The organism is Thermogemmatispora onikobensis (genome assembly GCF_001748285.1).
Taxonomy (GTDB): Bacteria; Chloroflexota; Ktedonobacteria; order Ktedonobacterales; family Ktedonobacteraceae; genus Thermogemmatispora; species Thermogemmatispora onikobensis.
In genome coordinates, this window is the sequence record NZ_BDGT01000001.1 from 191,882 (window position 1) to 213,587 (window position 21,706).

General features: G+C 62.1%; 19 protein-coding genes. 7 read left to right on the forward strand and 12 right to left on the reverse strand.

Annotated features, from left to right (window positions below):
* Positions 1-43 precede the first annotated feature (43 nt).
* Positions 44-841, reverse strand: coding sequence for a FadR/GntR family transcriptional regulator (locus BGC09_RS00745; RefSeq protein ID WP_069801278.1), 798 nt, complete (start codon positions 839-841; stop codon positions 44-46).
* 141 nt (positions 842-982) lie between these two features.
* On the opposite strand from BGC09_RS00745, the gene dgoD reads away from it, so the two are divergent.
* Positions 983-2,254, forward strand: a complete 1,272-nt coding sequence (gene dgoD / locus BGC09_RS00750) for a galactonate dehydratase (RefSeq protein ID WP_084657794.1) — start codon at positions 983-985, stop codon at positions 2,252-2,254.
* An 18-nt stretch (positions 2,255-2,272) separates the two neighbouring features.
* Here dgoD and BGC09_RS00755 read toward each other — a convergent pair whose 3' ends face one another.
* Positions 2,273-3,010 carry a ZIP family metal transporter gene (locus tag BGC09_RS00755; protein ID WP_069801279.1) on the reverse strand — a complete coding sequence of 246 codons (738 nt, stop codon included), beginning with the start codon at positions 3,008-3,010 and terminating at the stop codon, positions 2,273-2,275.
* A 362-nt stretch (positions 3,011-3,372) separates the two neighbouring features.
* Positions 3,373-3,795 (reverse strand): response regulator, encoded by a 423-nt coding sequence (locus tag BGC09_RS00760; RefSeq protein ID WP_069801280.1) that lies wholly within the window; start codon positions 3,793-3,795, stop codon positions 3,373-3,375.
* A 456-nt stretch (positions 3,796-4,251) separates the two neighbouring features.
* On the opposite strand from BGC09_RS00760, the gene BGC09_RS00765 reads away from it, so the two are divergent.
* Positions 4,252-4,716: a hypothetical protein gene (locus BGC09_RS00765; protein WP_069801281.1), complete on the forward strand. Its 465-nt coding sequence runs from the start codon at positions 4,252-4,254 to the stop codon at positions 4,714-4,716.
* Positions 4,717-4,820: 104 nt separating this feature from the next.
* Here BGC09_RS00765 and BGC09_RS00770 read toward each other — a convergent pair whose 3' ends face one another.
* The 6 genes from BGC09_RS00770 to BGC09_RS00795 form a co-directional block, all read right to left on the reverse strand.
* Positions 4,821-6,143 carry a beta propeller repeat protein gene (locus BGC09_RS00770; protein ID WP_176728809.1) on the reverse strand — a complete coding sequence of 441 codons (1,323 nt, stop codon included), beginning with the start codon at positions 6,141-6,143 and terminating at the stop codon, positions 4,821-4,823.
* Positions 6,088-6,501, reverse strand: a complete 414-nt coding sequence (locus BGC09_RS00775) for a zinc ribbon domain-containing protein (protein WP_069801283.1) — start codon at positions 6,499-6,501, stop codon at positions 6,088-6,090. The genes BGC09_RS00770 and BGC09_RS00775 overlap by 56 nt, the downstream gene beginning before the upstream one ends.
* A 101-nt stretch (positions 6,502-6,602) precedes the next feature.
* Positions 6,603-7,814 carry an aminotransferase class V-fold PLP-dependent enzyme gene (locus BGC09_RS00780; RefSeq protein WP_069801284.1) on the reverse strand — a complete coding sequence of 404 codons (1,212 nt, stop codon included), beginning with the start codon at positions 7,812-7,814 and terminating at the stop codon, positions 6,603-6,605.
* A 382-nt stretch (positions 7,815-8,196) separates the two neighbouring features.
* Positions 8,197-9,387: a cysteine desulfurase family protein gene (locus BGC09_RS00785; RefSeq protein WP_069801285.1), complete on the reverse strand. Its 1,191-nt coding sequence runs from the start codon at positions 9,385-9,387 to the stop codon at positions 8,197-8,199.
* A gap of 73 nt (positions 9,388-9,460) precedes the next feature.
* Positions 9,461-10,960 carry a pyridoxal phosphate-dependent decarboxylase family protein gene (locus BGC09_RS00790; protein WP_084657796.1) on the reverse strand — a complete coding sequence of 500 codons (1,500 nt, stop codon included), beginning with the start codon at positions 10,958-10,960 and terminating at the stop codon, positions 9,461-9,463.
* Between the two features lie 386 nt (positions 10,961-11,346).
* A complete protein-coding gene (locus BGC09_RS00795) occupies positions 11,347-11,622 on the reverse strand; it encodes a mycoredoxin (RefSeq protein ID WP_245688564.1) in 276 nt (91 codons plus the stop codon).
* Between the two features lie 417 nt (positions 11,623-12,039).
* Here BGC09_RS00795 and BGC09_RS00800 point away from each other — a divergent pair, with 417 nt between their 5' ends.
* Entirely contained in the window at positions 12,040-12,663 is a 624-nt protein-coding gene (locus BGC09_RS00800; protein WP_069801286.1) for an RNA polymerase sigma factor, read from the forward strand.
* Positions 12,656-13,501: a methylated-DNA--[protein]-cysteine S-methyltransferase gene (locus tag BGC09_RS00805; RefSeq protein ID WP_084657797.1), complete on the forward strand. Its 846-nt coding sequence runs from the start codon at positions 12,656-12,658 to the stop codon at positions 13,499-13,501. Before BGC09_RS00800 ends, BGC09_RS00805 begins: the two co-directional genes overlap by 8 nt.
* Before the next feature lie 29 nt (positions 13,502-13,530).
* Here the strand turns inward: BGC09_RS00805 and BGC09_RS00810 are convergent, their stop codons facing one another.
* Positions 13,531-14,769, reverse strand: coding sequence for an NAD(P)/FAD-dependent oxidoreductase (locus tag BGC09_RS00810; RefSeq protein WP_069801287.1), 1,239 nt, complete (start codon positions 14,767-14,769; stop codon positions 13,531-13,533).
* Positions 14,770-14,841: 72 nt separating this feature from the next.
* Positions 14,842-15,603: a PIG-L deacetylase family protein gene (locus BGC09_RS00815; RefSeq protein ID WP_069801288.1), complete on the reverse strand. Its 762-nt coding sequence runs from the start codon at positions 15,601-15,603 to the stop codon at positions 14,842-14,844.
* 337 nt (positions 15,604-15,940) lie between these two features.
* Between BGC09_RS00815 and BGC09_RS00820 the strand changes: the two genes are divergently transcribed.
* Entirely contained in the window at positions 15,941-18,775 is a 2,835-nt protein-coding gene (locus BGC09_RS00820) for a dynamin family protein (protein WP_084657798.1), read from the forward strand.
* Between the two features lie 726 nt (positions 18,776-19,501).
* A complete protein-coding gene (locus tag BGC09_RS00825; protein WP_069801290.1) occupies positions 19,502-20,377 on the forward strand; it encodes a heme NO-binding domain-containing protein in 876 nt (291 codons plus the stop codon).
* A 70-nt stretch (positions 20,378-20,447) separates the two neighbouring features.
* Here BGC09_RS00825 and BGC09_RS00830 read toward each other — a convergent pair whose 3' ends face one another.
* Positions 20,448-20,951, reverse strand: coding sequence for a DinB family protein (locus tag BGC09_RS00830; protein ID WP_069801291.1), 504 nt, complete (start codon positions 20,949-20,951; stop codon positions 20,448-20,450).
* Positions 20,952-21,360: 409 nt separating this feature from the next.
* Between BGC09_RS00830 and BGC09_RS00835 the strand changes: the two genes are divergently transcribed.
* Positions 21,361-21,690 (forward strand): hypothetical protein, encoded by a 330-nt coding sequence (locus tag BGC09_RS00835; protein WP_069801292.1) that lies wholly within the window; start codon positions 21,361-21,363, stop codon positions 21,688-21,690.
* Positions 21,691-21,706 lie beyond the last annotated feature (16 nt).

The following is a 21,706-nucleotide window of genomic DNA, read 5'->3' on the forward strand; positions in this document are numbered from 1 at the left end:
TGTCTATTTAGCGATGAGTGGAGATCGTTGCGTTGGTGCCGGGTCACCCACCTCCTTCCTTTGGAGCATTGAGCATCTCGCCCTGACCAGGGCAGGTGCTCGGCGGCAGGTCCGAGCCTGTGCCGCTATAGCCCAGTGCCCGGTGCACGTCCTCGGTTGTCAAGACAATGAGTTCGCGCATCGCCTCCTCAGCAGCCAGTTCCTGGCCCTGGCGAATGGCCTCGGCAACGCGCCGATGGAGCGGCATCGTACGCCGATTGGCTCCTGGCAGGCGCGCTGTCACGAGGCGGCTGGCGCGCAGAGGCGCTGCCAGTGTGGCCACAATGCGCTGTAACAGCTCGTTGTGAGCTGCGGCACAGATGGCGCTGTGAAAAGCCAGGTCGGCCTCAATATACGGCTCGGCCTCTTCAACCAGCTCCTCCAGCCGGCCACACGCTCGCTCAATGGTCTCTATCTCTTCGGCAGTCGCCCGTGAGGCCGCCAGTCGCGCCGTCATCGGCTCAAACATGAGGCGCACTTCACAGATCGCCTCCAAAAAGGCTGGATCGGGCCCCACCTCGTACTGCCAGGTCAGCACCTCTGGATCAAGCAAGTTCCAGTTGGCCCGGGGACGCACGCGAGTCCCCGTCCGTGGGCGCGCTTCAATTAACCCTTTCTCCGCCAGCACTTTGAGCGCTTCGCGCAACACTGGACGGCTGACGTTGAACTGCTGGCTCAGCTCAGGTTCGCTCAAAAGGGCATCCCCCGGTTGAAATTCCTTGCGCATGATACTCAGCCCGATCTCCCGCACGACCTGCGCAGACAGGTTTTGCCGCCTGAGCGAACGGAAGGTTCTTGCCATCTGCCTCCATAATTGTCATACAATTTAACGGTATGATAATATAGGATAGGGTCTCTGTCAAGCCATCTGCTGGCTGATGGAGTCCACTTGGTGGCGCCGTTCACTGTCGATCACCTCGAAGAGGAGCTAGCGGGTACCGGTATGAAAATCGTTGATGTCAAGACCCATGTGATGGGCACCGCCTGGCGTAATCTGACCTTTGTGCGCGTGATTACCGATGAGGGACTGGAGGGGGTCGGTGAGGTGCGTATGCTCAATCATACGGATGCCCTGTTGGGCTATCTGGCTGAGGCTGTGCCCAACCATGTGCTCGGCCATGATCCCTGCCGTATCGAGGATCTGGTGCAGCGCATGTATCGCAACGATTATGCCCGCGCCGGCGAGATCGCTATGTCGGCCATTGCGACTATCGAGATCGCTTGCTGGGATATCGTGGGCAAGGTCCTGGGGCGCCCGGTCTATGAGCTGCTGGGTGGCCCGGTCCGCGAGCGCATTAAGGCCTATGCCAATGGCTGGTATACGGTCGAGCGCACACCCGAGGAGTTCCACCGGGCAGCGCAGCGGGTGGTTGAGCGCGGCTATCGCGCCTTAAAGCTCGATCCCTTTGGCTCGGGTTTCTACGAGCTGGAGCCGGAGGAGAAGCGCAAGGCTGTGGCGCTGGTGGAGGCAGTGCGCGATGCTGTCGGCCCAGATGTGGAGCTGCTGATCGAGATGCATGGACGCTTTAATCCAGCCACGGCGGTCGAAATGGCCCGGGAGCTGGCCCCCTTTCAGCCTTCCTGGATTGAGGAGCCGGTCCCTCCCGAAAATCTGGCGGCTCTCAAGAAGGTAGCCGAGCAGGTGACGCTTCCGGTCGCCACAGGCGAACGCTTGCATACGCGCTACGATTTCCGCCCGCTCTTTGAGCTGCAGGCTGCCGATATTATTCAGCCCGACATTACGCACTGTGGCGGGCTGCTGGAGGTGCGGAAGCTGGCCGCCTGGGCCGAGTGCTACTATATGCTGGTAGCCCCTCATAATGTCGGTGGCCCGGTCTCGACAGCGGCGGCGCTCCATCTGGCCGCCGTGACGCCCAATTTTAAGATCCAGGAGCATTTTAACGATCTCAATGAAGAGTGGGTCAAGCAGGCTGCCCCTGGCAACCCCGAGGTGGTCGATGGCTATTTCTCTCTGCCGCAAGGGCCGGGCCTGGGGGTGACGCTCGATGAGGCTTTCGTAGCTGCCCACCCACGCCAGCGCATTTTCTTTAATCTCTTCGCGGAAAACTGGCATCTGCGCCAGGCGGTACAGCCGCCGGTGACAGGATCTGCCGCCGCCGCTCCTGCTTCTTCTTCTGGCGCTGGCGAGCAGCCCCCGTCACCGCCAGCCTCGCAATCGATGGCCGAGGCGGATGGCAACGTCGAGGGCCTCTGACCAGTCGACCCTCTGAGATTAGATGGGCTGGAGCAGGACGGTCATGAGCAGGGCCGCGCCAGCTCCGGCCAGAGTCCACAGCAGTGACCATGGCTCGCCAGGGCGCTGACTCGCCGGCAAGAGATGGCTGGCCCCTAGATAGAGGAGGAAGCCGCTAAAGAAGCCAAGGTAGCGCGGCAGGAGCACGGTCGGCAGGCTGATCCAGATGGTCGCCAGGGTCCCCAGCAGGGGCGTGCAGGCGAAGAAGAGCAGCCAGGCAAATGCTTGTCGGCGACTGCTACGGTTGGCCAGTAAGAGGACGACAGCGTTGAGGCCCTCAACAAGATTGTGGAGGATGATGGCCCCGGCCAGGAGCAGCCCGGTGGCAGGGTTGACGACGAATCCCAGACTGATGGTCGCTCCTTCCAGGAGGCGATGCAGTGAGAAGAAGAGCACAGAGACCACTCCCAGCAGGGGCCGGGGCGCGCCGTTGGCCGAGGCCTCCTGCTGACCCGCTTGCCAGTGCAAGGCCAGCCTTTCGAGGAGATGAAAGGTGAAGAAACCGCTGGCCAGGGCCGCGAAGGCGGCAAAGCGCTCGCCCGGAAGAAGCGTTAGCACACTGAAGAGGCGCGGCAGCCATTGAAAGGTCGCCAGACCAACGAGGGCGCCAGCTGCGAAGGCTATAACCTGCTGAAGCTGTTCCCGTTGCCTCAAGGCAACGATCCCCCCTGCGCAGGTGGAGCAGAAGGCGATAATCGAGAGCAGAATGGTGCTCATCCAGGTCCTCACTCCTGAACTGGAAGATGCCGATTGAGAGGTCCGCCGCGCTGTCAACGCTGGCGCCAGCAGGAGGCCACATCGTCCTGGCCCCTCCCCTAACAGTGATACCATATTGTTCCTTTTCAAAGCAATGCATTTCTGATGCTGTTGCTCCTGAAAATAGCTTGCTTGCTTGTTGGGAACCACGGCCAGGGGACCAGCCTGCAGGCAGAGAGGCGAAGCCGGAGCTGGTGAAAACTGGGAGCGAGCGCAAGGGCCAGGGGAGTGCGCGGAGACGAGGAAGGGCGGCAAGACCGCTGGCGCCAGCGCCGTCGTGTCAGGCGCTGGGCCGGTTCGGTCGGGACTGCTCTGCCCTGCTCTCAGACAGCATTGGGGGCGCTCAGCAAGGCATCGATGGCCGCGGTCAGCGTCTGAAGCTTAAAGGGCTTTTCGACCACAATGGCCCGGGGTGCGATGCTTTTCGCTTGTTCAATCTCGCTGGCTGGCGCCGCGGTGCAGAGAATGAGCGGGAGATTGCGCGTGTGGGGATGGGCCCGCAGCTGACGGAGTACGTCTTCTCCTGCCATATCGGGCATGTAGAGGTCGAGAATGAGGAGATCGATCGGCAGCGGGTCAGAGACGTGCCCTTCAGCTTCTTCCCCAGCTGGCCCCTCAGCAAGGAGCGCCGCCAGGCACTCGCGGGGATGTCGATAATGTACCACGCGATGACCAGCAAAGTCGAGAAAAGTTACGCAGAGCTTTGCAATGCGCGGATTATCTTCTAGCAGGCCAACCTGCGCCATGTTGCTACCTTCTTACTGATGCAAGCAGAGCTGCTGCTCGCTCTTCGAAGAAACAAAGGGATACAGACAACACCCTGCAACTGTGGTGATGGTTCTCCTTTGCTTAACACATCCCGTTCAAGATTGTAGTGTTCTTGATAGACGCATGTCAAGATAGTGTTGCACTTGCGAGGGGGAGAAGATGGGGCAGGCCTTGTCTCGACGGGTCGGCCCCGATGCTGTACAATGCCTTCAGACGAGGCAGTCCGCCGCTGCACTGCTGCCGTCCTGCCGCCCTGAAGCGCCGTTACCACGCTGTCCCTCGCTGGGTTCTGCTCTCACGCAGGAGAGCCTGCCCTACCCCGGTCGGCTCTTGTTGGGTGAGTGTGGTGTGGTCTGCCACCATAGGGCTGAGGGAGAGAGCCAGAGCGGCGCCGGGCGAGCCAGCAATCAGGATGCGAGTGTCACAAGGAACGTATGAGCGAGAGCGAACAGGAACAGGGCCAATTGCACCCCGTGAGTGTGGTCCGCTTCGGCCTGGGGAAGGAAATTCAGCTCTATCCAGAGGAGCTGGCGGTGGTGAAACGCGAGGAGGGTGAGGAGACGCGCATCCCACTGGCGCAGATCCAGCGTCTGATTCTGATGCCGGGCGATCCGAATCCCGCCAGGTTGATCTTGTTGGCCGATCTTGACGAGAATGAGACCGTGATGCTGGCTGAGGGGATGAGTAATGTGCGCGATTTTCGGGCCATGCTGCCGCACTTGCGCGAGCTGGCCCCGCATATTCAGTTTGATCCTCCCGATATGGAGGAGCAGCTGCGCCAGGCGCTCAATACGCGCCGCGCCTGGACGTTGACCTGCTATGGCGCCATTCTCCTGGTCTGCATCTTACTCTATTTGATTTATTTGCTGGTGGCCTATATCGGCAGTCACCACCCATGAGGGCCTCGTATCCGGTACGAGGCCCTGCCCTGCCCTGCCCGCGAAGCGGAGCAGGCCGCAACAGGGCAGGGAGAGGCGCGGCCTGCTTCCCTCCTGACAGTGCGTTAGGGCTGGCCAGGAGCAGGAGGTCCGTCCTGCCGATACGGCGGGCGGGGAGACGATAGCGGTGGCTCTCGTTCCTCCTGCTGGGCAGGCGACTGAGACTGCTTCCCCTCTCCCGCCGAGGTCCGTAGCGCACCGAGGAGTCCACGCCGATGACGGCGGTTGCTGCGCGTGAGCCAGTAGAGCAAGGCGAAAAAGGCAACAGCCAGGAGGAGAGGGAGCAGGGCGTTGGTGTTCCAGCCACCGCTGCTGCCTGGGAAGAGATAGACGTCATCGACGGCGGCGTAGAGCTGACTGTAGTCGCTGGCTCCCAAAGCCAGGGCATAGACCTGGCGATTCTTGGGAAGATTGCCGCCGATTACCGCGCTCCAGATCTGCCCGCTGTCGTTGCTGCGTAGGACTCCGATGCTGGTCCCCAGATAGAGAGTGGTCGGGCTGCGAAAGTCGATCAGGATGGCGCGCACGCTGACGCGCGCCAGACCTTCTTTGCTGCGCTGCCAGCTCGCGCCGCCGTTGTGCGAGAGGAAGATGCCCTGGTCGGTGCCGGCGAAGACCAGGTTCGGCTCTCCTCCGCTGAGGGCCGCGGGACGGACGCGATAGACGGTGATCCCCTCTGGCAGGCCCCGGCTCAGCGGGCGCCAGCTCTGGCCACCATTGTCCGAGCGATAGATGCCGCCAACGGTGGCCGCCCAGAGTTGACCTTGATCGCTGACATAGGCCAGGTCATTGATAGGACGGGTCGCTGGCAGTCCCTGATTGGCCGCCCGCCAGTGCCCTCCTCCATCGCTGCTGACAAAAACACCGTAGTGGGCCGTCCCAACATAGAGCATACTGGCATGCTCCAGGTCGATGGCCAGGGACGTACAGCTATCTGCCGGCAGCCCCTGATTGACCGCTTGCCAGTGCCCTCCTCCATCGCTGCTGACAAAAACACCGTGGTTGGTGGCCGCATAGAGGCGGCGCTCGCTGGCATCAAAGCTGAGGGCATTGACGGCCAGGGGCAGGGGTAAACCCTGGTTGCGAGGCTGCCAGTGCTGGCCGGCATCGCTGCTGGCAAAAATGCCATCCTGGGCGTCTCCCGCATAGAGCTGGGCAGGATCAGCCGGATTCACTACCAGCGCCCGGATGTGTTCGCGCTGCAGGCCCGTGGATTCCCAGGCGCCTCCAGCGAGAATGCCACTGCTCGGGGCACAGGCCGCCAGCAGCAGCAATAACCCCAACACCAGCCCTCGCAGGGGGAAGAAGCACAGCGCTCGCCGCCACCGTCCCTTATGAACGGCGGCGAATGACTCGCTCAACGTAGACAACCGTTTCGTGAATCTCATAGCCCCGTGGCAGCTTGGGAGCCTTCCCAGATGCTACCGGCCCCAGCGGCTTCAGCTGACTCAGCAGCGGCAGGGCCTGGGCTGCCTGGTGCCCCACGCCGCTGGAGCGCGCCAGCAGCGCAATCAGGCGGCGCCGGAGCAGCTCCAGGCCGACTCCCACGGCCAGGGCGCCTACTCCGGCGGCTACTCCCTGGACCGGGCCGCGCAGAACCGCTGGCCACTGCCGCCGCCGCAGCTCCAGGGCTGGCCGTGACCTGGTTACCAGGCTGCGTGAGACCGGTATAACCAGCTCAGCACCGCAGACCGGACAACGCTGGTCCTCCGGCGCACAGCTGGCATGACACTCAGGACAGACCATCGCTCTCCTCCCTTACGTCCTTTGTGCTTGTCATGCTTGCTTGCCTCTTGCATACAGAAATATAACGAACCGCTGCAAGACCCGGTTTCGTCCCTCCCGCTCTAGCCCAGGCCGCTACGGCGTCGCTCCTCTAGAATCTCTTCGAGCGCTGCGACCACAATAGCGTTCTCCTCGATGGTGTTGTAAAAATACGGGGAGATACGCACAAGGCCAGGCCGCGAATCGACGATGATATTGCGCTGGATCAGCTCGGCCACAACCTGCTCGGGCTGCTCCACCTCTAGCATGACGATCGAGCTGCGTCGCTCGGGCTCGCGGGGAGCATGCACCTGCCAACCATGCTCGCGCGCCCGCGCAATCAGGTCGTTGGTCAGGTAGCGTGTGCGCTCGCAGATGGTCTCAACGCCAATCTCGCGTACAATCTCCATGCCAGCATTGGCAACGTAGACAGACGGGACCGCCGGCGTCCCTAGCTCGATCCGAGCCGCATCTGAGCGAAATTCCAGCTCGCGCGTCTTGAACTGGAATTGCTCGCGATGGCCAAACCAGCCAGCTATTGTCGGCTCTAACTGCGAGAGCAGCCCCTCACGGATATAGACGAAGGCCAGACCAGGGCCCCCCATCAACCATTTCAGGGTGCCGCTGACCAGAATATCGATGTCCATTGCTTCGACGTCGATGGGGATCTGCCCCGTGCCCTGGTAGTCATCGATCAGCAGGTAGGCCCCCTGCTTGTGAGCAATATCGGCCACCGCCCGTACGTCCTGGATGTAGCCGCTGGTATAGAAGACGCGCGAGGTGGCAACCAGGAGGGTACGCTCGTCTACTTTCTCTTCGAACAGCTCGGGGGGGGTGTAGATGCGGTCAGGGCTTTCGACAAAGACGCATTCGACGCCCAGGCGCCGCTTGGCCAGCCATTGATAGGCCAGGGTTGGGAAATCCATGTCGGCCAGGACCACTTTGTTGCGCTGACGATAGTCAAAAGCGCTGGCAATGGCCCCAAGGGCCACGGAGACATTGGGGGCAAGAGCAACCTCGTGTGGCTCCGCACCGATGATGGCCGCAAACTGACGCCGCGCCCGCTCTAGCTCGCCCAGCCAGATCTCATACCAGGCGTGGGCCCCCCATTCATTCCAGCGCTCCATGAATTCAGCCAGACGCGCCATCCCACGCTGCGAGAGGGCCCCCAGCGAGCAGCTATTGAGATAGGTCTTGCGCTGGAGAATGGGAAATTCCTTTCGGTAAGCCTCTAGCTCAGGATGCTCTACCGCAGACGGCGCCGGATACGGCACACGCGACGCATCCGTGGTCATAGCTGCTTGCTCCTTGCTTGCTGGTATCGGTCTCTGTTTGCTCTTGTGCGGGCTGCCTCTGGGCAACAGTTGGGAAGCTTCAGCAGCGGACAAGCCTGCCTGCTCCGGCTCTGACCACAGCAAGAATGTGGCTTCGCCCGCACTGCTGTCTTTGCTCTTGCTCTCTTTCTATTCTAGCGAGGCTCCTGACACCCAGGAGTAGACTACGCTGGCAGCGCCCTGTAGCCTTCCCACTTCCTCGAACAGGCCGGTGCAGGCTCTCTCTCCGCCGCCAGCCCAGAGTATACCAGATCCGTCTCTGCTTGTCTTCCCACCTCTCGCCAGACCACGACCAGCGAGCGGGGGAGGGGGAGACGGAGCCAGCGATTGGCCTGCTCCAGTCCTAGGAGCGCATGTTGCGGGCCAGTGCGCGCATGCTACGCAGCAGTGAGACTGCCGCCCGCTCAACTTCGTCGACGCTGCTCCAGCGCCCGAGGGTGAGGCGCAGAGCGCCCAGAGCACGCGCGCGCCCCAGGCCCATCGCCAGGAGGACAGGCGACGGGTCGGTGCTCCCTTCGTGGCAGGCCGAGCCGGTGGAAGCAGCTACTTCCGGTGTGGCAGCCAGAATCTCCTCGCCGCTGAGGCCACTGATGCTGACGTTCAGCGTGTTGGGCAGGCGCTCCTCGGGGTGGCCATTGAGCTGGACCTGCTCGCCCAGGCTTTCGCGCAGGCGCTGCCAGAGCAGATCTCGCAGACGTCGCAGTCGCGCGCTCTCCGACGGCAGACGCTCCGCCGCCAGGCGGCAGGCGGCGCCCAGGGCCACACAGGCCGCCACGCTCTCGGTCCCAGCCCGCAGGCCACGCTCCTGTCCTCCGCCATAGAGGACCGGCTCTAAGGTAAAGCCCAGACCACGGCGCACATAGAGCGCGCCGACACCTTTGGGGGCGTAGAGCTTGTGACCGGCCACCGTCAGCAAGTCTACCCCCAGGTCGGCTACAGAGGTGGTGATCTTGCCGACGCTCTGCGCAGCATCGCTATGCATGAGCGCGCCGTAGTGGTGTGCAATGGCGGCGATCTCAGCGAGCGGCTGCAGGGTGCCGGTTTCGTTGTTGGCATGCATGACGCTGACCAGCACCGTGCGTCGATCGATCGCCCGCTCAACCTGCTCCGGGGAGACCCGCCCGTACTCGTCGACCGGCAAATAGGTGACACGGAAGCCGTGGAGTCGTTCCAACGCGCGACAGGTGTTGAGAACAGCCGGATGCTCGGTGACCTGGGTGATGATGTGATCACCCTGGCCCTGCTCCCTGCACGCCAGGGCCACACCCCGAATGGCCAGGTTGTCGCTCTCGGAACCGCCACCGGTGAAGATGATCTCCCCAGGGGAACAGCCGAGCAGGGTGGCAACATCAGCCCGCGAGCGTTCGAGGGCCTGATGGGCCGCCCAGCCATAGCTGTGGGCGCTGGAGGGATTGCCAAAATGCTCGCGCAGGTACGGGAGCATAGCCTCGACAACGACCGGGTCAACCGGGGTGGTGGCATTGTAGTCCAGATAGAGCAGATCACTACGTAACCCTGGATGCCGCAAACTCATGCTGGCCTTCCGCCTCCTTCCTTCCTGTTCGCCTCTTATTCGTACAGCCTGGCGCTGGCCCCCCACCGGCAGTCTAGGGGCGCTGGGCTAGCTCGGCCTCCAGTCCCTCCTGCAGCTCTTGCCACAATCCCCGCACAGTCTCCTCGCAGGTGCGCAGATTGCCGATGGCGGCCCGCAAACTATATCTGCCGCGCAGCCTGGTATGCGAGAGGAAGTAGTGGCCCGCTCCATTGATGCGATTGAGCAGGCGCTCGTTGAGAGCGGCCAGCTGCTCCTCATCGTCGAGGCCGCGCGGATGGGCCCGGAAGCAGACCGTGCTGAAGGGCGTGGGCGCCAGGCGTTCAAAATCAGGCGCCTCGTCAATCCACTGGGCCAGGAGCTGCCCGAGGCGAATGTGCTCGCGCAGACGCGCCTGCAGCCCCTCCTGCCCAAAGTAACGCATGATCATCCACAGCTTCAGGGAGCGGAAGCGCCGCCCGAGCGAGATGCCATAATCCATGAGATTGGGAGCCTCCTCGTCGGTGCGCAGAATCTCCAGTACCAGGCTGAAGGTGGCCTTGACAATCTCGGGCTTGCGGGTGAAGAAGACACTGCAGTCTAGCGGTGTAAAGAGCCACTTGTGGGGATTGACAATAAAGCTGTCGGCTCGCTCGCAGCCGGCCAGGATGTGACGATACTCCGGCAGCAGGGCGGCAACACCTGCGTACGAGGCGTCGATATGCAACCAGAGGCCATAGCGCTCGCAGAGATCAGCAATAGCCGGGACCGGGTCGACACTGGTGGTCGAGGTTGTGCCCACAGTCGCCACAACAGCGAAGGGCCTCCAGCCCGCCGCCAGGTCCTCCTTAATCGCCCGCTCCAGAGCCGCAACATCCAGGCGATACTCGTCATCGACGGGGATCTTGCGCAAGCCCTCCAGCCCCACGCCCAGAACGATGCCAGCCTTGTCTACGGCAGAGTGGGCCTCCTGCGAGGCATAATAACGCAGGCGCGGCACCTCGGGCCGCCCACTCATGCCCCGCTGACGAATCTGCAAATCGCTGAGGGCTTCGCGGGCCGCCGCCAGGGCGTAGAGCGTGCCGGCAGAGGCCGTATCGTTGATGACCCCAAAGAGCGGCTCGGGCAGGCCAAGCATCTGCCGCAACCAGTCGAGCGCCACTTGCTCTAGCTCAGTGGCCGCCGGAGAGGTGCGCCAGAGCATGGCATTCACGTTGAGGGCCGCGGTAAGCAGTTCGCCAAGGATGCCCGGGCCGGAGCCGGTAATGCCAAAGAAGCCCATGAAGCCAGGAGCATTCCAGTGGGTGATGCCGGGGAGAAGAATGCGCTCAAAGTCGGCAAGGATGGCTTGCATCGATTCGGGCTGCTGCGGCGGTTGAGCCGGCAAAGCCCGCCGGATATCGCCCGGCTGCGTGCGCGCAAGCACGGGATAGTCGCCGACCTGCTCCAGATAATCAGCGACCCAGTCGACCACCTGGTGAGCATAGAGGCGAAAGCTGGCCGGGTCCATATCACCGGTCGCTTGCTCCTGTTGGGCGGGATCAAGGGTTGCTCGTTTCTGCTCTTGTTCTTCCATCGCCAGATTTCCTGCTCCTCTCAACATCGATCGGCCCGCCTCTGCTGCCTGCCAGGTTCCCGCCTGGAGCGGTCGGTTCCGCGGGCGCCGGGGACCTTGCAGGTGAGCTGCAGCTAGCCTGCTGGCGCATCTCCAGAGCCGGCACTAGACTTCTGGAGACGGCGAAGACCGGTCGTTTAGATCTTATCACATCTGGTCACCAGGTGGGACAGGCCCGCCCCCGTTCAGAGCGTAGAGGATGCAGGATGCAGGCAGCAGGCTAGCTGCCAGCGCCTTCTGTCGTGGAATCCTCGCGGTATCCGAATAGAATAGGGAGCAACGAGCAGATCCCAGAAACAGATGGCGCTGAGCAGCCAGCCCTGGCCTGGCTGCCTGACGAGTCGGCTTTAGCTGAGGCCGAACTTCTGCGCCAGCTCGCGGTTCGAGGGTTCCACGAGGATGGAGCCGTCGGGGAAGACGATGGTGGGGACGCTGCGCAGACCACCATTGACCTGGAGGACGTAGGCGGCAGCCTGCTCGTCTTTTTCTATATCGATGTAGTCATAGGAGATGTGGTGTTCGTCGAGCCAGCGCTTTGCTCTACGACAATCACCACACCAGCTTGTCGCATATACCTTGATTTGCTGTTGGGTAATAGTCGAAGCGGTAGCGTGTCTTTCCACAGAGATAGCTCCTTGGGAATGCGATGATAGTGGAGTGCAAAACCCCGGGTTACACTTTATAAAAACACAGCAGGGACAGGTCTCTATTCCTGAGTCTCCTTCCCTTGAACCTCAGTGCGACGCCATGCTGTCCTTACCTCGCGCCCTTGTTCAGGCATCTGAAGGACTGATGGCAGGCCGGGTGCTACCAGCTGTGAGTGAGGCTTTTGCTTGTAACCTTTTCTGTTGGCCAGCTGTTATAAGGAGCAGTGGCAGGAGCAAAAGCACACCTGCCAGGACAGGGGCAAGGCCCAAAGGAGAGGAGGCTAGTACAAGCAGTGAAGCCGGCTTTCACCTTCATTTCCCCAACTAGCAAAGATCTGAGAGGGGCCCTGTCGGGGCAGCAGTCCACAGGAGGCCAAAGTCAGGAGCAGGGCAATGCCCAAGAATCGTGCTGATGAGGTGGATCTCGATCAAGAGCAGGCGCTGCTAGATGGCCTGCTCGTCGACCTCGATCGCTGCTTCGAGCAGGTAGTGCTCCGCTATGAGCAGCGCCTCTTTGCCTTCGCTCTGCGGTTGAGCGGGAGTTACGAAGAGGCGCAGGAAATCACCCAGGACGCCTTTGTGCGCGCCTATCACGCGCTTAGCGGCTATGCTGTCGAGCAGGTGCGTACTCTGGCTCTGCGTGCCTGGCTCTATCAGATTGTGCTCAATGTGGCGCGCAATCGACTGCGCAAGCTTCGCCGTCTGCCAGCCTGTCTCTCTCTGGAGCAGGCCAGCGCAGACCTGGACGAGGAACCGGAGAGCGCACCAGCCAACGGTCCCGAGGCCCACCTGGAGGCGCGCGAGCGGCAGCGTCTGCTGCAACAGGCGCTGCTGATGCTACCGCTCCCCTATCGTGAGGTGATTGTGCTGCGCCACATCGAGGGGCTGAGCTATCCAGAACTGGCCCGCCTGCTCAATCAACCGATTGGGACGGTCAAAGCCAGAGTCCATCGTGGCCTGACGCAGCTACGCCAGGTACTTGCTAATCATCATGCTCGTGAGGTGCTCTATGACTGAGCAACAGTTTCGCAGCCTATCACAAGGGCGACAACTGGTCCGCGAGCTGCGCACTTTCCAGCAGGAAGCTTCACCCCCACCAGCCCTGCGCTCCCGCGTTTTGCTCCGCGTCGGGCTGGCTGACGGCTACCTGTGCTTCTCGTCGCCGATCGGACCGGTTTTCGTGGCACTGAATGTGCGCGGAATTTCCGCAGTGGATCGCGCAGAGGATGCAGCCAGCTTCGAGGCTCGCTTTCGCGCGGAGTTTGGACGGCCCATCGTCGCCCTTGATCTCGCTGACGCTCCAGCCTGGGCCAGGCAGATCGAGTCTGCCCTACAGACCGGCCACGCGGCCAATCTGCCTTTTGACCTGCGGGGCCGCAGCCCCTTCGAACAGGCCGTCCTGTGCCGGACGCTGCTGATCCCCTTCGGCGAGGTGCGCCCCTACGCCTGGGTAGCGCGCGAGATTGGGCAGCCACACGCCGTACGGGCCGTGGGCAACGCCCTGGCACGCAACCCCATCCCGCTGCTGATCCCCTGCCACCGGGTGGTGCGCAGCGATTGCCAGATCGGTAACTACAGTCTGGGCGGCCCGCTCAATAAACGGGCATTGTTGCAAGCCGAAGGGATCGACCTGGACTTGCTCGAGCAGCTTGCCGCCAGGGGGGTGCGCTACATCGGCAGTACGACTACCCATGTCTACTGCTTCCCGACCTGTCGCTACGCGCGCCGAATCTCCCCGGAACACCGCCAGCCCTTGCACTCGCCGAAGGAGGCGGCACGCCTCGGCTATCGCCCCTGCCAGCGCTGCCGTCCCGCCCCTCTCGCAAGTGCAGAGAGCAGCCTCGCCAGCGAGTAGCCCGCTAGCTGTGCGATAGCGCCCTGCCCTCAGCTGGCGCTGGCTCCCTGCGCCAGGCGTTTCAGGAGACGCTCTAGCAGGCGCCGGCCACCGCTGGCGACGAGGCGCGGGCTGTGGGCCATGATCCCCATGAGCAGGCCGGCGGTAAACTCGCCACGCATGGCCTGGGCCCACTGGGATGGAGTCAGGCGCCGGAGCAGGACCAAGGCATCGTCCCATTGTTCATCACGGTAGGCCGCAATGTGACGATTGATCAGATAGGCCAGCTCCATCTCGCGCCCGAAGCGTGCCCGCCAGTGCTGATCGAAGCGCTCAAGGAAGGTTGCCGAGGTGTCGCCTTCCTTGACGGCCTCCGCCGCCACTTCACCGGCCAGACGCCCGGCATAGATGGCAAAGCGAATGCCCTCGCCCACCAGCGTCGACCCCTGACCGCCAGCATCACCCGCCAGCAGGAGACCAGCGGTGGAGAAACGTCCCGCCGGTCCTTCCGCCGGAAAGAGGCCCGTGTGATACTCCAGAGGACTGGCCCCGCGCAGCTTTTCACGCAGACGCGGCTCCTCGCGTAGCAGATACTCCAGATAAAGGCGTGCATCATCCTCACTGTCTGGATGAATGACCCCTACCCCAAGGCGAACCCGCCCCTGTCCGCGCGGGAAGACCCAGGCATAGCCGCTGGGCGCAACCTCGCTCCCCATCAGCAGATACAGCTCTTCCTGGGGATAGCGCGGCGCATAGAGATCGTACTCGGCCCCATAACCATAGCGCCGGAAGGCGCCGCCGAGTCCCGCTCGCACGGCTATATGACGAGCCATTCCGCTGGCATCGATCGTCACGCTGGCCCTGATCGTCCGGCGGAGCCCACGCTCATCACGCACCGTGATCCCACGCACGCCCCCCTCTTCAAGCAGGACCTGATCGACCGCATGGCGCAGGCGCAGCTCCGCTCCTGCGGCAACGGCACGCGCCGCCAGGTACTGATAGAGACCCCGCACATCGAGAACACAGGCCACCGGTGGATCATAGCGCAGCGCTACCTGCTGCCGGGGCGAGAGGAAAAACACCTGGGGGATCGGATGATAGAGCTGGGCAGGCACGCCCAGCTCTTGCATATCTTTGATCCAGCTTCCGCCACTGGTATGGACCGGATAGCCGATCTCGCTCTGTCGCTCCAAGACCAGCACGTCCACCCCCTGACGCGCCACCGCCTCCGCGGCAGCCAGCCCCGCCGGCCCTCCCCCCACAACAAGAACGTCCCTGGACTCCTGCATAGGCACCGTCCACTTCCTTTCTGATCAGCTTCACTGCTCCGCCGCGCCGGCCAGCCTAGCCAGCCGGGAGCGCTAGCGAGCATTCTCTGTGCGGTGAAACTCCTCGGCGTAGGCCAGCTGATGACGCGCCCCACACTCCTGAGCCCCACGACGCACACGCTCCGCCACCTGCTCGAAATGATCCCCAACCTGGCTAGCATGAGCCTGCAGCGCCTGCAGCTTCAGCTCAATGGTCTCGGAGATATCTTCGGCATGATTAAGCACGGGCGCTCCCACAATGTAGACCTCGCGCACCCGATGCGGCTGCAGTCCCTCGGCTAGTAGCTCGGGGAAGTCCCAGGCATTCTGCGAGGCGGGATAGATCGCCTCCAGCGCCATCCGCCCGGCAGTCAGATGATCGGGATGATAGCGCCCCAACATGAGAGCCGGCGACCAGGAGCGCTCTGGTGATTGACAGACCACGCGCGTGGGACGGTACATGCGCAGGAGACGCACCAGCTCGCGCTTCAGGTCGCGCGTCGGCTGCAGCTGTCCATCAGGATGGCCAAGGAAAATTACCTCTTTGACTCCCAGAATCTGACAGGCGGCCCGCTGTTCAGCCTGGCGCGTCTCGATCGTACGCTGCCGCGCCTCCGCACTGACATCCTGAGCCTCATCCGGTCCACCACCTCCTCCATCGGTGCAGATCACATAATAGACCTCCCACCCCTCGCGCACCCAACGCGCCACGCTCCCACCACAGCCGAATTCTGCGTCATCGGGATGGGCCACAATCACCATTGCACGCCTGGTTTGCTCTCTCGATGTCTCAACTACTTCTTGTTGTCCCTGCATCAAAAGACACGCTCCTCTCAGACCGTAAACGGCATTGGAGAAACCGGCCCTATTGTACCACGTCCGCCTCTTTCTGCCTATTGTTGAGCCGCTTCGCGCCCCTTCTCGTCGGCAACGAGCGCCCTCTCCTGAGAGACCCCACAGTGAGAGGGGCCGCTGTCAAAAAAAGCCTGCATCCTATCCCCCAAGAGGGCAGCGAGCGTCACAGGCCAGGTGGTACTTTCCTGCTAGAGAGGGCCGGGGGCCACAAAAATCTATTAACATGAAAGCATCCTATTTCAATGCTATCTCGCCTTAACGGTCAAAATCTGTGGAAGGGAAGTACACAAAAAGACGTATGCAGTTTACTAGACAGGCCCAACAGCAACCACAACAATTAATGACCTGTCCCCAGTGCGATAACGTCGTGCCCATTGGTGCACCCTTCTGCAATATCTGCGGGACACGTCTCTATCCGCCGCCCACGACCACGCAGGCCCCAGCAGGAGCTGCTGCCACCGGTGCCGCAGCTCCTGCCAATGCTACTCCTGCTCAGCCTGGCGCGGCTCCAACTGCCCCAACGTCGCCCGATACCTACGACGAGGAGGAAGACGAAGAGGAAGAAGACTACGACTATGAAGAAGAGGAAGGGGAGGAGGGCGAGGAGGAAGGGGAGAGCGGCAAGGCCTCCCAGACCGCGGCCCCCCCTCCAGCTCCGGGAGAGATCCATAGTCTGCTCCAGCGCCTGGAGGAGCAGGTTGGGCAGATCGATATTTATTTCCCGGCCAACCTCCCCGATAAAGCGCAAAAAATCAATGCCTGGAAAAAGCAGCTCCAGCGCGCTTCGGCCTGCGCTCGCTTGCTGGAACGCCCCCAGATCCAGCAGATTGAGTCGCAGCAGGCCCTGCGCCTGCGCCACCACATCGCCGAGGCGGCCCGCGCCCTGGACTATACGCGCGAGTATACTGTCAAGCTGGTCGGGCACGCCGGCGCCGGTAAGAGCACGCTGCTGGCGGCCCTGATCGGGCGGGATATCTTCCCTCGCCTGGCCGGCGGCGCCGTTACCGGAGTACGCACCCGCGTGCGCCTCTGCCGCGATGACGAGCCAGAGGAGATGCACGTCCATTTTCTGACGCGGGCCGCCTTCGGCCACCTGCTCAGCCAGACGCAGCAGGCCATCAAGACGGCGCCAACGCAGAAGATGCGCGAGGCCCTGGCCGCCGAGCTCACGATCCTGCTCAAAGCCAGCGAAGCCTTCGGCGATACCTATTTGAAGGATGACCAGCCCCATGTGGAGGTCGTGCCGCGCGAGCGCTGGAAAACGGAAAGCCGCCGCTATATCGAGGAACCAGCCCGCGACAGCGAAGAGCCACGCCTGACACGCATCATCGACTATGTGGAGTACCGCGTCCACGCCGGACCCCGCTCGGTGCTGCCCCCCAACAGCGTGCTGGTCGATTTGCCCGGCGGCGCCGCCGGCCAGATCTATCACGACCTGATGCTGCGCGAGGAGCTGAAGCAGGTCGATGCCTTGCTGCTGGTGATCGGCAATAACCGCTTCGGCGACGACGAGCGCATTCAGCGCATCTTCGAGGAGGTACGCCAGGCCGTCCTGCAAAACCGCGCCTTCGACGTGGCAAGCCGCATGCTCTTCCTGGTGGTGACGCATTGGGACGAGATCAACTCTCCTGCCAGCCAGGAGAAAGCCCTCGGCAGCCTGCGCCCCTTCCTGCGCGAGCTGCCCCCCGGCTACGCCAGCTATCACCGCCACGGCTCACGCCATACCTATTTCTTCTATCCGCTGCGCGCCCTCGACGCCCTGCTGGCCACCCTGGGCCTGGCTGGCACCTCCCTGGACGAGGAACGCCTGCAGGAGGGTCGCGAGTACGCCGGTCGCCTCTTGGGCATCTACCCCGAGCTGCTGAAGATGGCTCCCTCGCTGCCGCCAACCACCAGCGCCCAGGAGTTCGAGCAGGTGACACGCGAGCAGCATGAGGCTATGCTGCAGTACAGCGGCCTGCCCGAGCTGACGCATGATCTGCAGGTCTTTCTGACAGAGAACCGCTATGAGGTGCAGCTGCGCCATGCAGAGACGCAACTGGCAATGGCGTTGCAACTGACGGAAGATCTGTGCTGGGAGCAGATGAGCCAGCTCGGCGTCGAAAGCCATGATCTGCAGGAGCTGCAGCAGGAGATGCGCTCGCGCCAGGCCCGCCGCAGCGCCGCTCGCTTCGAGCACCTGCAGCGCCGCACCAACGCCATGCTGGATGCCTGGAATGACGCCCTGCGCCAGTTCGATTCAGCGATCAGCAGCGAGAAGAGCGTCTTCCAGCGCGTGCTGCAAACGGCCCACGAGCGCGCCGCCCAGCGCGTTAAGATCCGCATCACTCAGGGCCACTTCGATCACTATATTAAGGTCGGTAATCGCCGCCCCGAAGATTCCCCGGCGATGGAGATCGGCAATCGCTGGACGGATATCGACGGCTGGGGCTTGATTAAGGCCCTGCGCCAGAGCCTGTGCATGGCCCTGGAGCGCGAGCTGAATGATCCCGCCCGCACACTGGCCGAAGCCTTCTTGATGCCGATTGCTTACAAGGAGGAGGTCGACGGCTCGCTCGATATCAATCGGGTGGCTCTCGGTGAGTTCGGCGGCGAGCTGGATGAGATCCAAAAGGCGTACAATAAGCTAAAGCGCAGTATTCGCGAGAAGGCCCGCGATATCTGCCTCTATGTGACCCTCGGCGAACTGCTCAACGAGGAGAAATACGCCCCCACTCGCGAGAATCCAGCTGTGGGCGCGCTCTATCGCCTGACGAACGCTCAGGGAAAGGCCGAGGAGATCATTCAGCAGGCACGCCGGCTGATGGCGCCAATCCTTGATACGATCTGCAACGGCCTGGCCCGCAGCACCGAGCAGCGCATCGCGCGTCTCTTCCGCTACGAGCTGGATAAGCTCCAGGAACGCCAGGTCTACGATAGCGATCGCCTGGAGGCTCAACCGGTGTCGCAGAATGGAACCTTCTCGGATATCGTAACGCGCCTCTACAGCCACCTGACCGAGCGCGTGCATACTTCGGACGCCCTGCGTCAGCAGCTCGATAACCTGCAGGCACAGCGCGAGGCCGCGCTGGATCAGTGGGTTGACCTGATTCAGGAGGTGGAGGCCCTCAAAACAATCCACCGCCAGGAGTAAGGCACCTGGCTTGCCAGAGTGGAGACGCCCCGCGCCGAGGCCGGTCCCGCCCGGCCCGGCAGCAGATCCCTCTTCGCTGGGGGAACGGGGCGTCTTCGCTCTTCATCGTTCAGCCTCCAGCCAGTAAGAAACCGTCCACATCCCCAGCTCCCAAGCAGAAAAAAAGAGGGAGGGAGAGCGCTCAGGGCCGCGCCTCTCCCTCCCCTTCCCCTAGTTTCCACGACCAACCCGTCTACAGGATCACGTCACATCTCAGTCCCCCCAGGGTCTGCCTCCCATTGTCACCTCCCCAGCCATTACGATAGCGACGACCGGCTCCGATCCCGGTGAATATCGTGTTGAGATGTAATGAAGATCTAGCGGAAGTCGCGCTTCGAAGTTGAGAAATATTCATATGAGGTTCCCAGACTCGCAGCCCCTCCTTCTTATCTGGCCCGAGAGACTCCCCGGCTGCCTCCTTCCCTCACAATAAGGCAGAGTTAGCAGCATAGCTTCATTTCCGATGATGCTTCTACTATCTGTCAATCATCAATCACATAAAAAATGTTAGTACTTGTGGCCCATCTATTCATCCACATAGCAAGCATACTGCGTACCAGGTTTACAGAGTCCAGCCCCTGCCAGGTGCCCACCAGTTGGGGAGGTCGGACAGGCCCACCTTGATTTTTGCGAAGAAGGTGGCAGGACTGGACCAGGTACTGGAGAGAGAAGGAGCCAGATACAGAGATGCACGGTCTCATTTTTACTACCTGGGAAAAGTATTTGGGTGAGCGTTTCGGCGGTGGCTTGTTGAGTGCCTACCGGGACACCATCGGTGAGCCTCCGAGCGCCACCCCTCTGGTGAGCCGCTTCTACGATGATGGAGTGCTCTTAGAGGGTGTGGCAGCGGCCAGCCGTCTCAGCGGCCTGTCTCCTGAGCAGCTGCTGCGCGAATATGGGCGCTACTTTATCCTGAACAGCCTCACCGGCCATCTTTGCAAGTATATCCTCTCGGGCGTCAGCAGTGCCTATGATCTGTTGCTGACGATGCGCGATGTCCATAGTCGCCTGCGCAAGACTGCTGCGGGACTGACCCCACCGCTTTTCAACTATGAGTTCGCCCCGCATGAGCGCAGTGTTGTCCTGATCTACGACAGCCCACGACAGCTCTGTCCGGTCCTGCTGGGAGCTATCGAGGGCGCCGCCGAGCGCTATGGCGAGGAGGTGGTAGTCTACGAGCAGAGCTGTATGAAGCGCGGTGATCCCGTCTGCCGCATCGAAGCCACCTTCGCCCGCGGCACACGAAGCGCAGAGCAGCTTTCGGAGCAGGAGCGCGCGAACGCCTTCGAGCAGCAGGCACACCAGAATGCAATGCGCGAGCTAGGACAGCGCATTCTGACGATTCTGCCCACGGAGCAGGCTCAGGCGCTGACCCTACGCGAGGTTCGCCAGACGCTGGTGCAGCACTACCGCCTGAGTCCTGCCTACCAGCGCCCGGCAGTCCTCCTGCAGGCTCTGCGCCATTTGCAGTTTGCCGGCTACGTGGCCGCGACGAGCGGGGAGCTGGATGACAACCTGACGACCCGCCGCTACTGGCGCGTCAGTACCTACTGGGAGCGTTAAGATAGGCTGACTCCTCGCCTTGGCTTGCCGGCGCCCAGCGAGCGACTAGCGCTCCCGGCTGCAGCCTCGCCTAGAGCTCGGGTGTCGGCAGGCCATGAGCACCAAGGGTAAAGAAAAGCTCTCCTCCATGATGCACATCGTGCTCAATCAGGTGCCAGATGATTTCCTGACACGTATAGCTGTAGGGTTTGTCGCGCCAGACACCCGAGAAGGTGGTCTCCAGGTCGGCGAGCGTCCATTGCCCAAGTTGCTCATCGATGATCTGCCAGGTGGTCTCTAAGCCTTCGATAAGTACGGTCACCGGTCCATCAGGAACTTCTATGCTCCAAGATGTGTAAGGCAACAGCAGCTCCGGCTTTATTTCCATGACTCCCCCAAACCAGCGAGCCCGCGCCGCGGCAATATGGGCGGCAAGCTGGCGGATGTTGCGCAGGTGAGGAGCGATACGTAGCTCCAGCTGCGCCTCGCTGAGTGGGGTCAGTACCTCGACCAGGAGCTGCTGATAGCGGTCCCAGCCACGATAGATCTCTGTCAGCGTTCTCCCTCGGGGTTGGATTTGCTCGGCCTCTGTCATGCTTTGCTCCTTCTCTCTGATGATTCATCCGTTGTTTGTGAAGCTCGCTCCCCGCCCCGCAAGCAGGGTGAAGGAGGAGCGTACAAACTCCAGATTAGCAGGAATAGCGGACAGTATCGAACCTACAATCTGCCAATCTCAGACGAGCAAGGCGCTCACCAAACGGCGAGAAGCCGAAGGAGTGAAGCTGCAGGGTAGCGGTCTTTCTTCCTTTCAACCTTCTTTCAGGTCCGGCGCTTTGCTCTGCTCCAGCCCACCACCGGGCTGAAACGCTTCCCCGGCAGAAGGGCGTGATAGGGATGGACAGGATCAAGCAGATCACGAGAAAGGCACAGAGAAAAATCTCAAGCAATCTCCGTAGTAGTGCCTTATCTCACCAGCTGTCGCCTGGAGAGGAGCAGAGTGTTTCATGGCAACCTGGAGCGCAGCCAATATTGAGAAGGGCCTGAGCGTCTATAGCGCTGACCAGCGCCGCCTGGGCCGGGTGGTCGCCGTCTACCCTGAGAGTGTGCGAGTGCGTCGTGGACCATTGTTCTTCTGGACGGACCGGTTTTACCCCTATACCGCGATTGCCGAGCGCCAGGGCCAGCGCCTGACGCTGACAATGCGGGCCTCGGAAGCCGAGGATCAGCAGTGGCGTAAACGCCCAGCCTATGAGAAGCATCCGGGCGATGTCCTGCAAACCTTCTACGACCGCGGGCACGGCGTCGAGGACCCCCTTGATCCCGACGAGGACTGAGCTAGCGCTCTCACCT

Bases quoted from the DNA above. Each gene is read 5' to 3' on its own strand.
- BGC09_RS00745 (WP_069801278.1), bottom strand. From the start codon at position 841: ATGGCAAGAACCTTCCGTTCGCTCAGGCGGCAAAACCTGTCTGCGCAG.
- dgoD (WP_084657794.1), top strand. From the start codon at position 983: ATGAAAATCGTTGATGTCAAGACCCATGTGATGGGCACCGCCTGGCGT.
- BGC09_RS00755 (WP_069801279.1), bottom strand. From the start codon at position 3,010: ATGAGCACCATTCTGCTCTCGATTATCGCCTTCTGCTCCACCTGCGCA.
- BGC09_RS00760 (WP_069801280.1), bottom strand. From the start codon at position 3,795: ATGGCGCAGGTTGGCCTGCTAGAAGATAATCCGCGCATTGCAAAGCTC.
- BGC09_RS00765 (WP_069801281.1), top strand. From the start codon at position 4,252: ATGAGCGAGAGCGAACAGGAACAGGGCCAATTGCACCCCGTGAGTGTG.
- BGC09_RS00770 (WP_176728809.1), bottom strand. From the start codon at position 6,143: ATGAGATTCACGAAACGGTTGTCTACGTTGAGCGAGTCATTCGCCGCC.
- BGC09_RS00775 (WP_069801283.1), bottom strand. From the start codon at position 6,501: ATGGTCTGTCCTGAGTGTCATGCCAGCTGTGCGCCGGAGGACCAGCGT.
- BGC09_RS00780 (WP_069801284.1), bottom strand. From the start codon at position 7,814: ATGACCACGGATGCGTCGCGTGTGCCGTATCCGGCGCCGTCTGCGGTA.
- BGC09_RS00785 (WP_069801285.1), bottom strand. From the start codon at position 9,387: ATGAGTTTGCGGCATCCAGGGTTACGTAGTGATCTGCTCTATCTGGAC.
- BGC09_RS00790 (WP_084657796.1), bottom strand. From the start codon at position 10,960: ATGGAAGAACAAGAGCAGAAACGAGCAACCCTTGATCCCGCCCAACAG.
- BGC09_RS00800 (WP_069801286.1), top strand. From the start codon at position 12,040: ATGCCCAAGAATCGTGCTGATGAGGTGGATCTCGATCAAGAGCAGGCG.
- BGC09_RS00805 (WP_084657797.1), top strand. From the start codon at position 12,656: ATGACTGAGCAACAGTTTCGCAGCCTATCACAAGGGCGACAACTGGTC.
- BGC09_RS00810 (WP_069801287.1), bottom strand. From the start codon at position 14,769: ATGCAGGAGTCCAGGGACGTTCTTGTTGTGGGGGGAGGGCCGGCGGGG.
- BGC09_RS00815 (WP_069801288.1), bottom strand. From the start codon at position 15,603: ATGCAGGGACAACAAGAAGTAGTTGAGACATCGAGAGAGCAAACCAGG.
- BGC09_RS00820 (WP_084657798.1), top strand. From the start codon at position 15,941: ATGCAGTTTACTAGACAGGCCCAACAGCAACCACAACAATTAATGACC.
- BGC09_RS00825 (WP_069801290.1), top strand. From the start codon at position 19,502: ATGCACGGTCTCATTTTTACTACCTGGGAAAAGTATTTGGGTGAGCGT.
- BGC09_RS00830 (WP_069801291.1), bottom strand. From the start codon at position 20,951: ATGACAGAGGCCGAGCAAATCCAACCCCGAGGGAGAACGCTGACAGAG.
- BGC09_RS00835 (WP_069801292.1), top strand. From the start codon at position 21,361: ATGGCAACCTGGAGCGCAGCCAATATTGAGAAGGGCCTGAGCGTCTAT.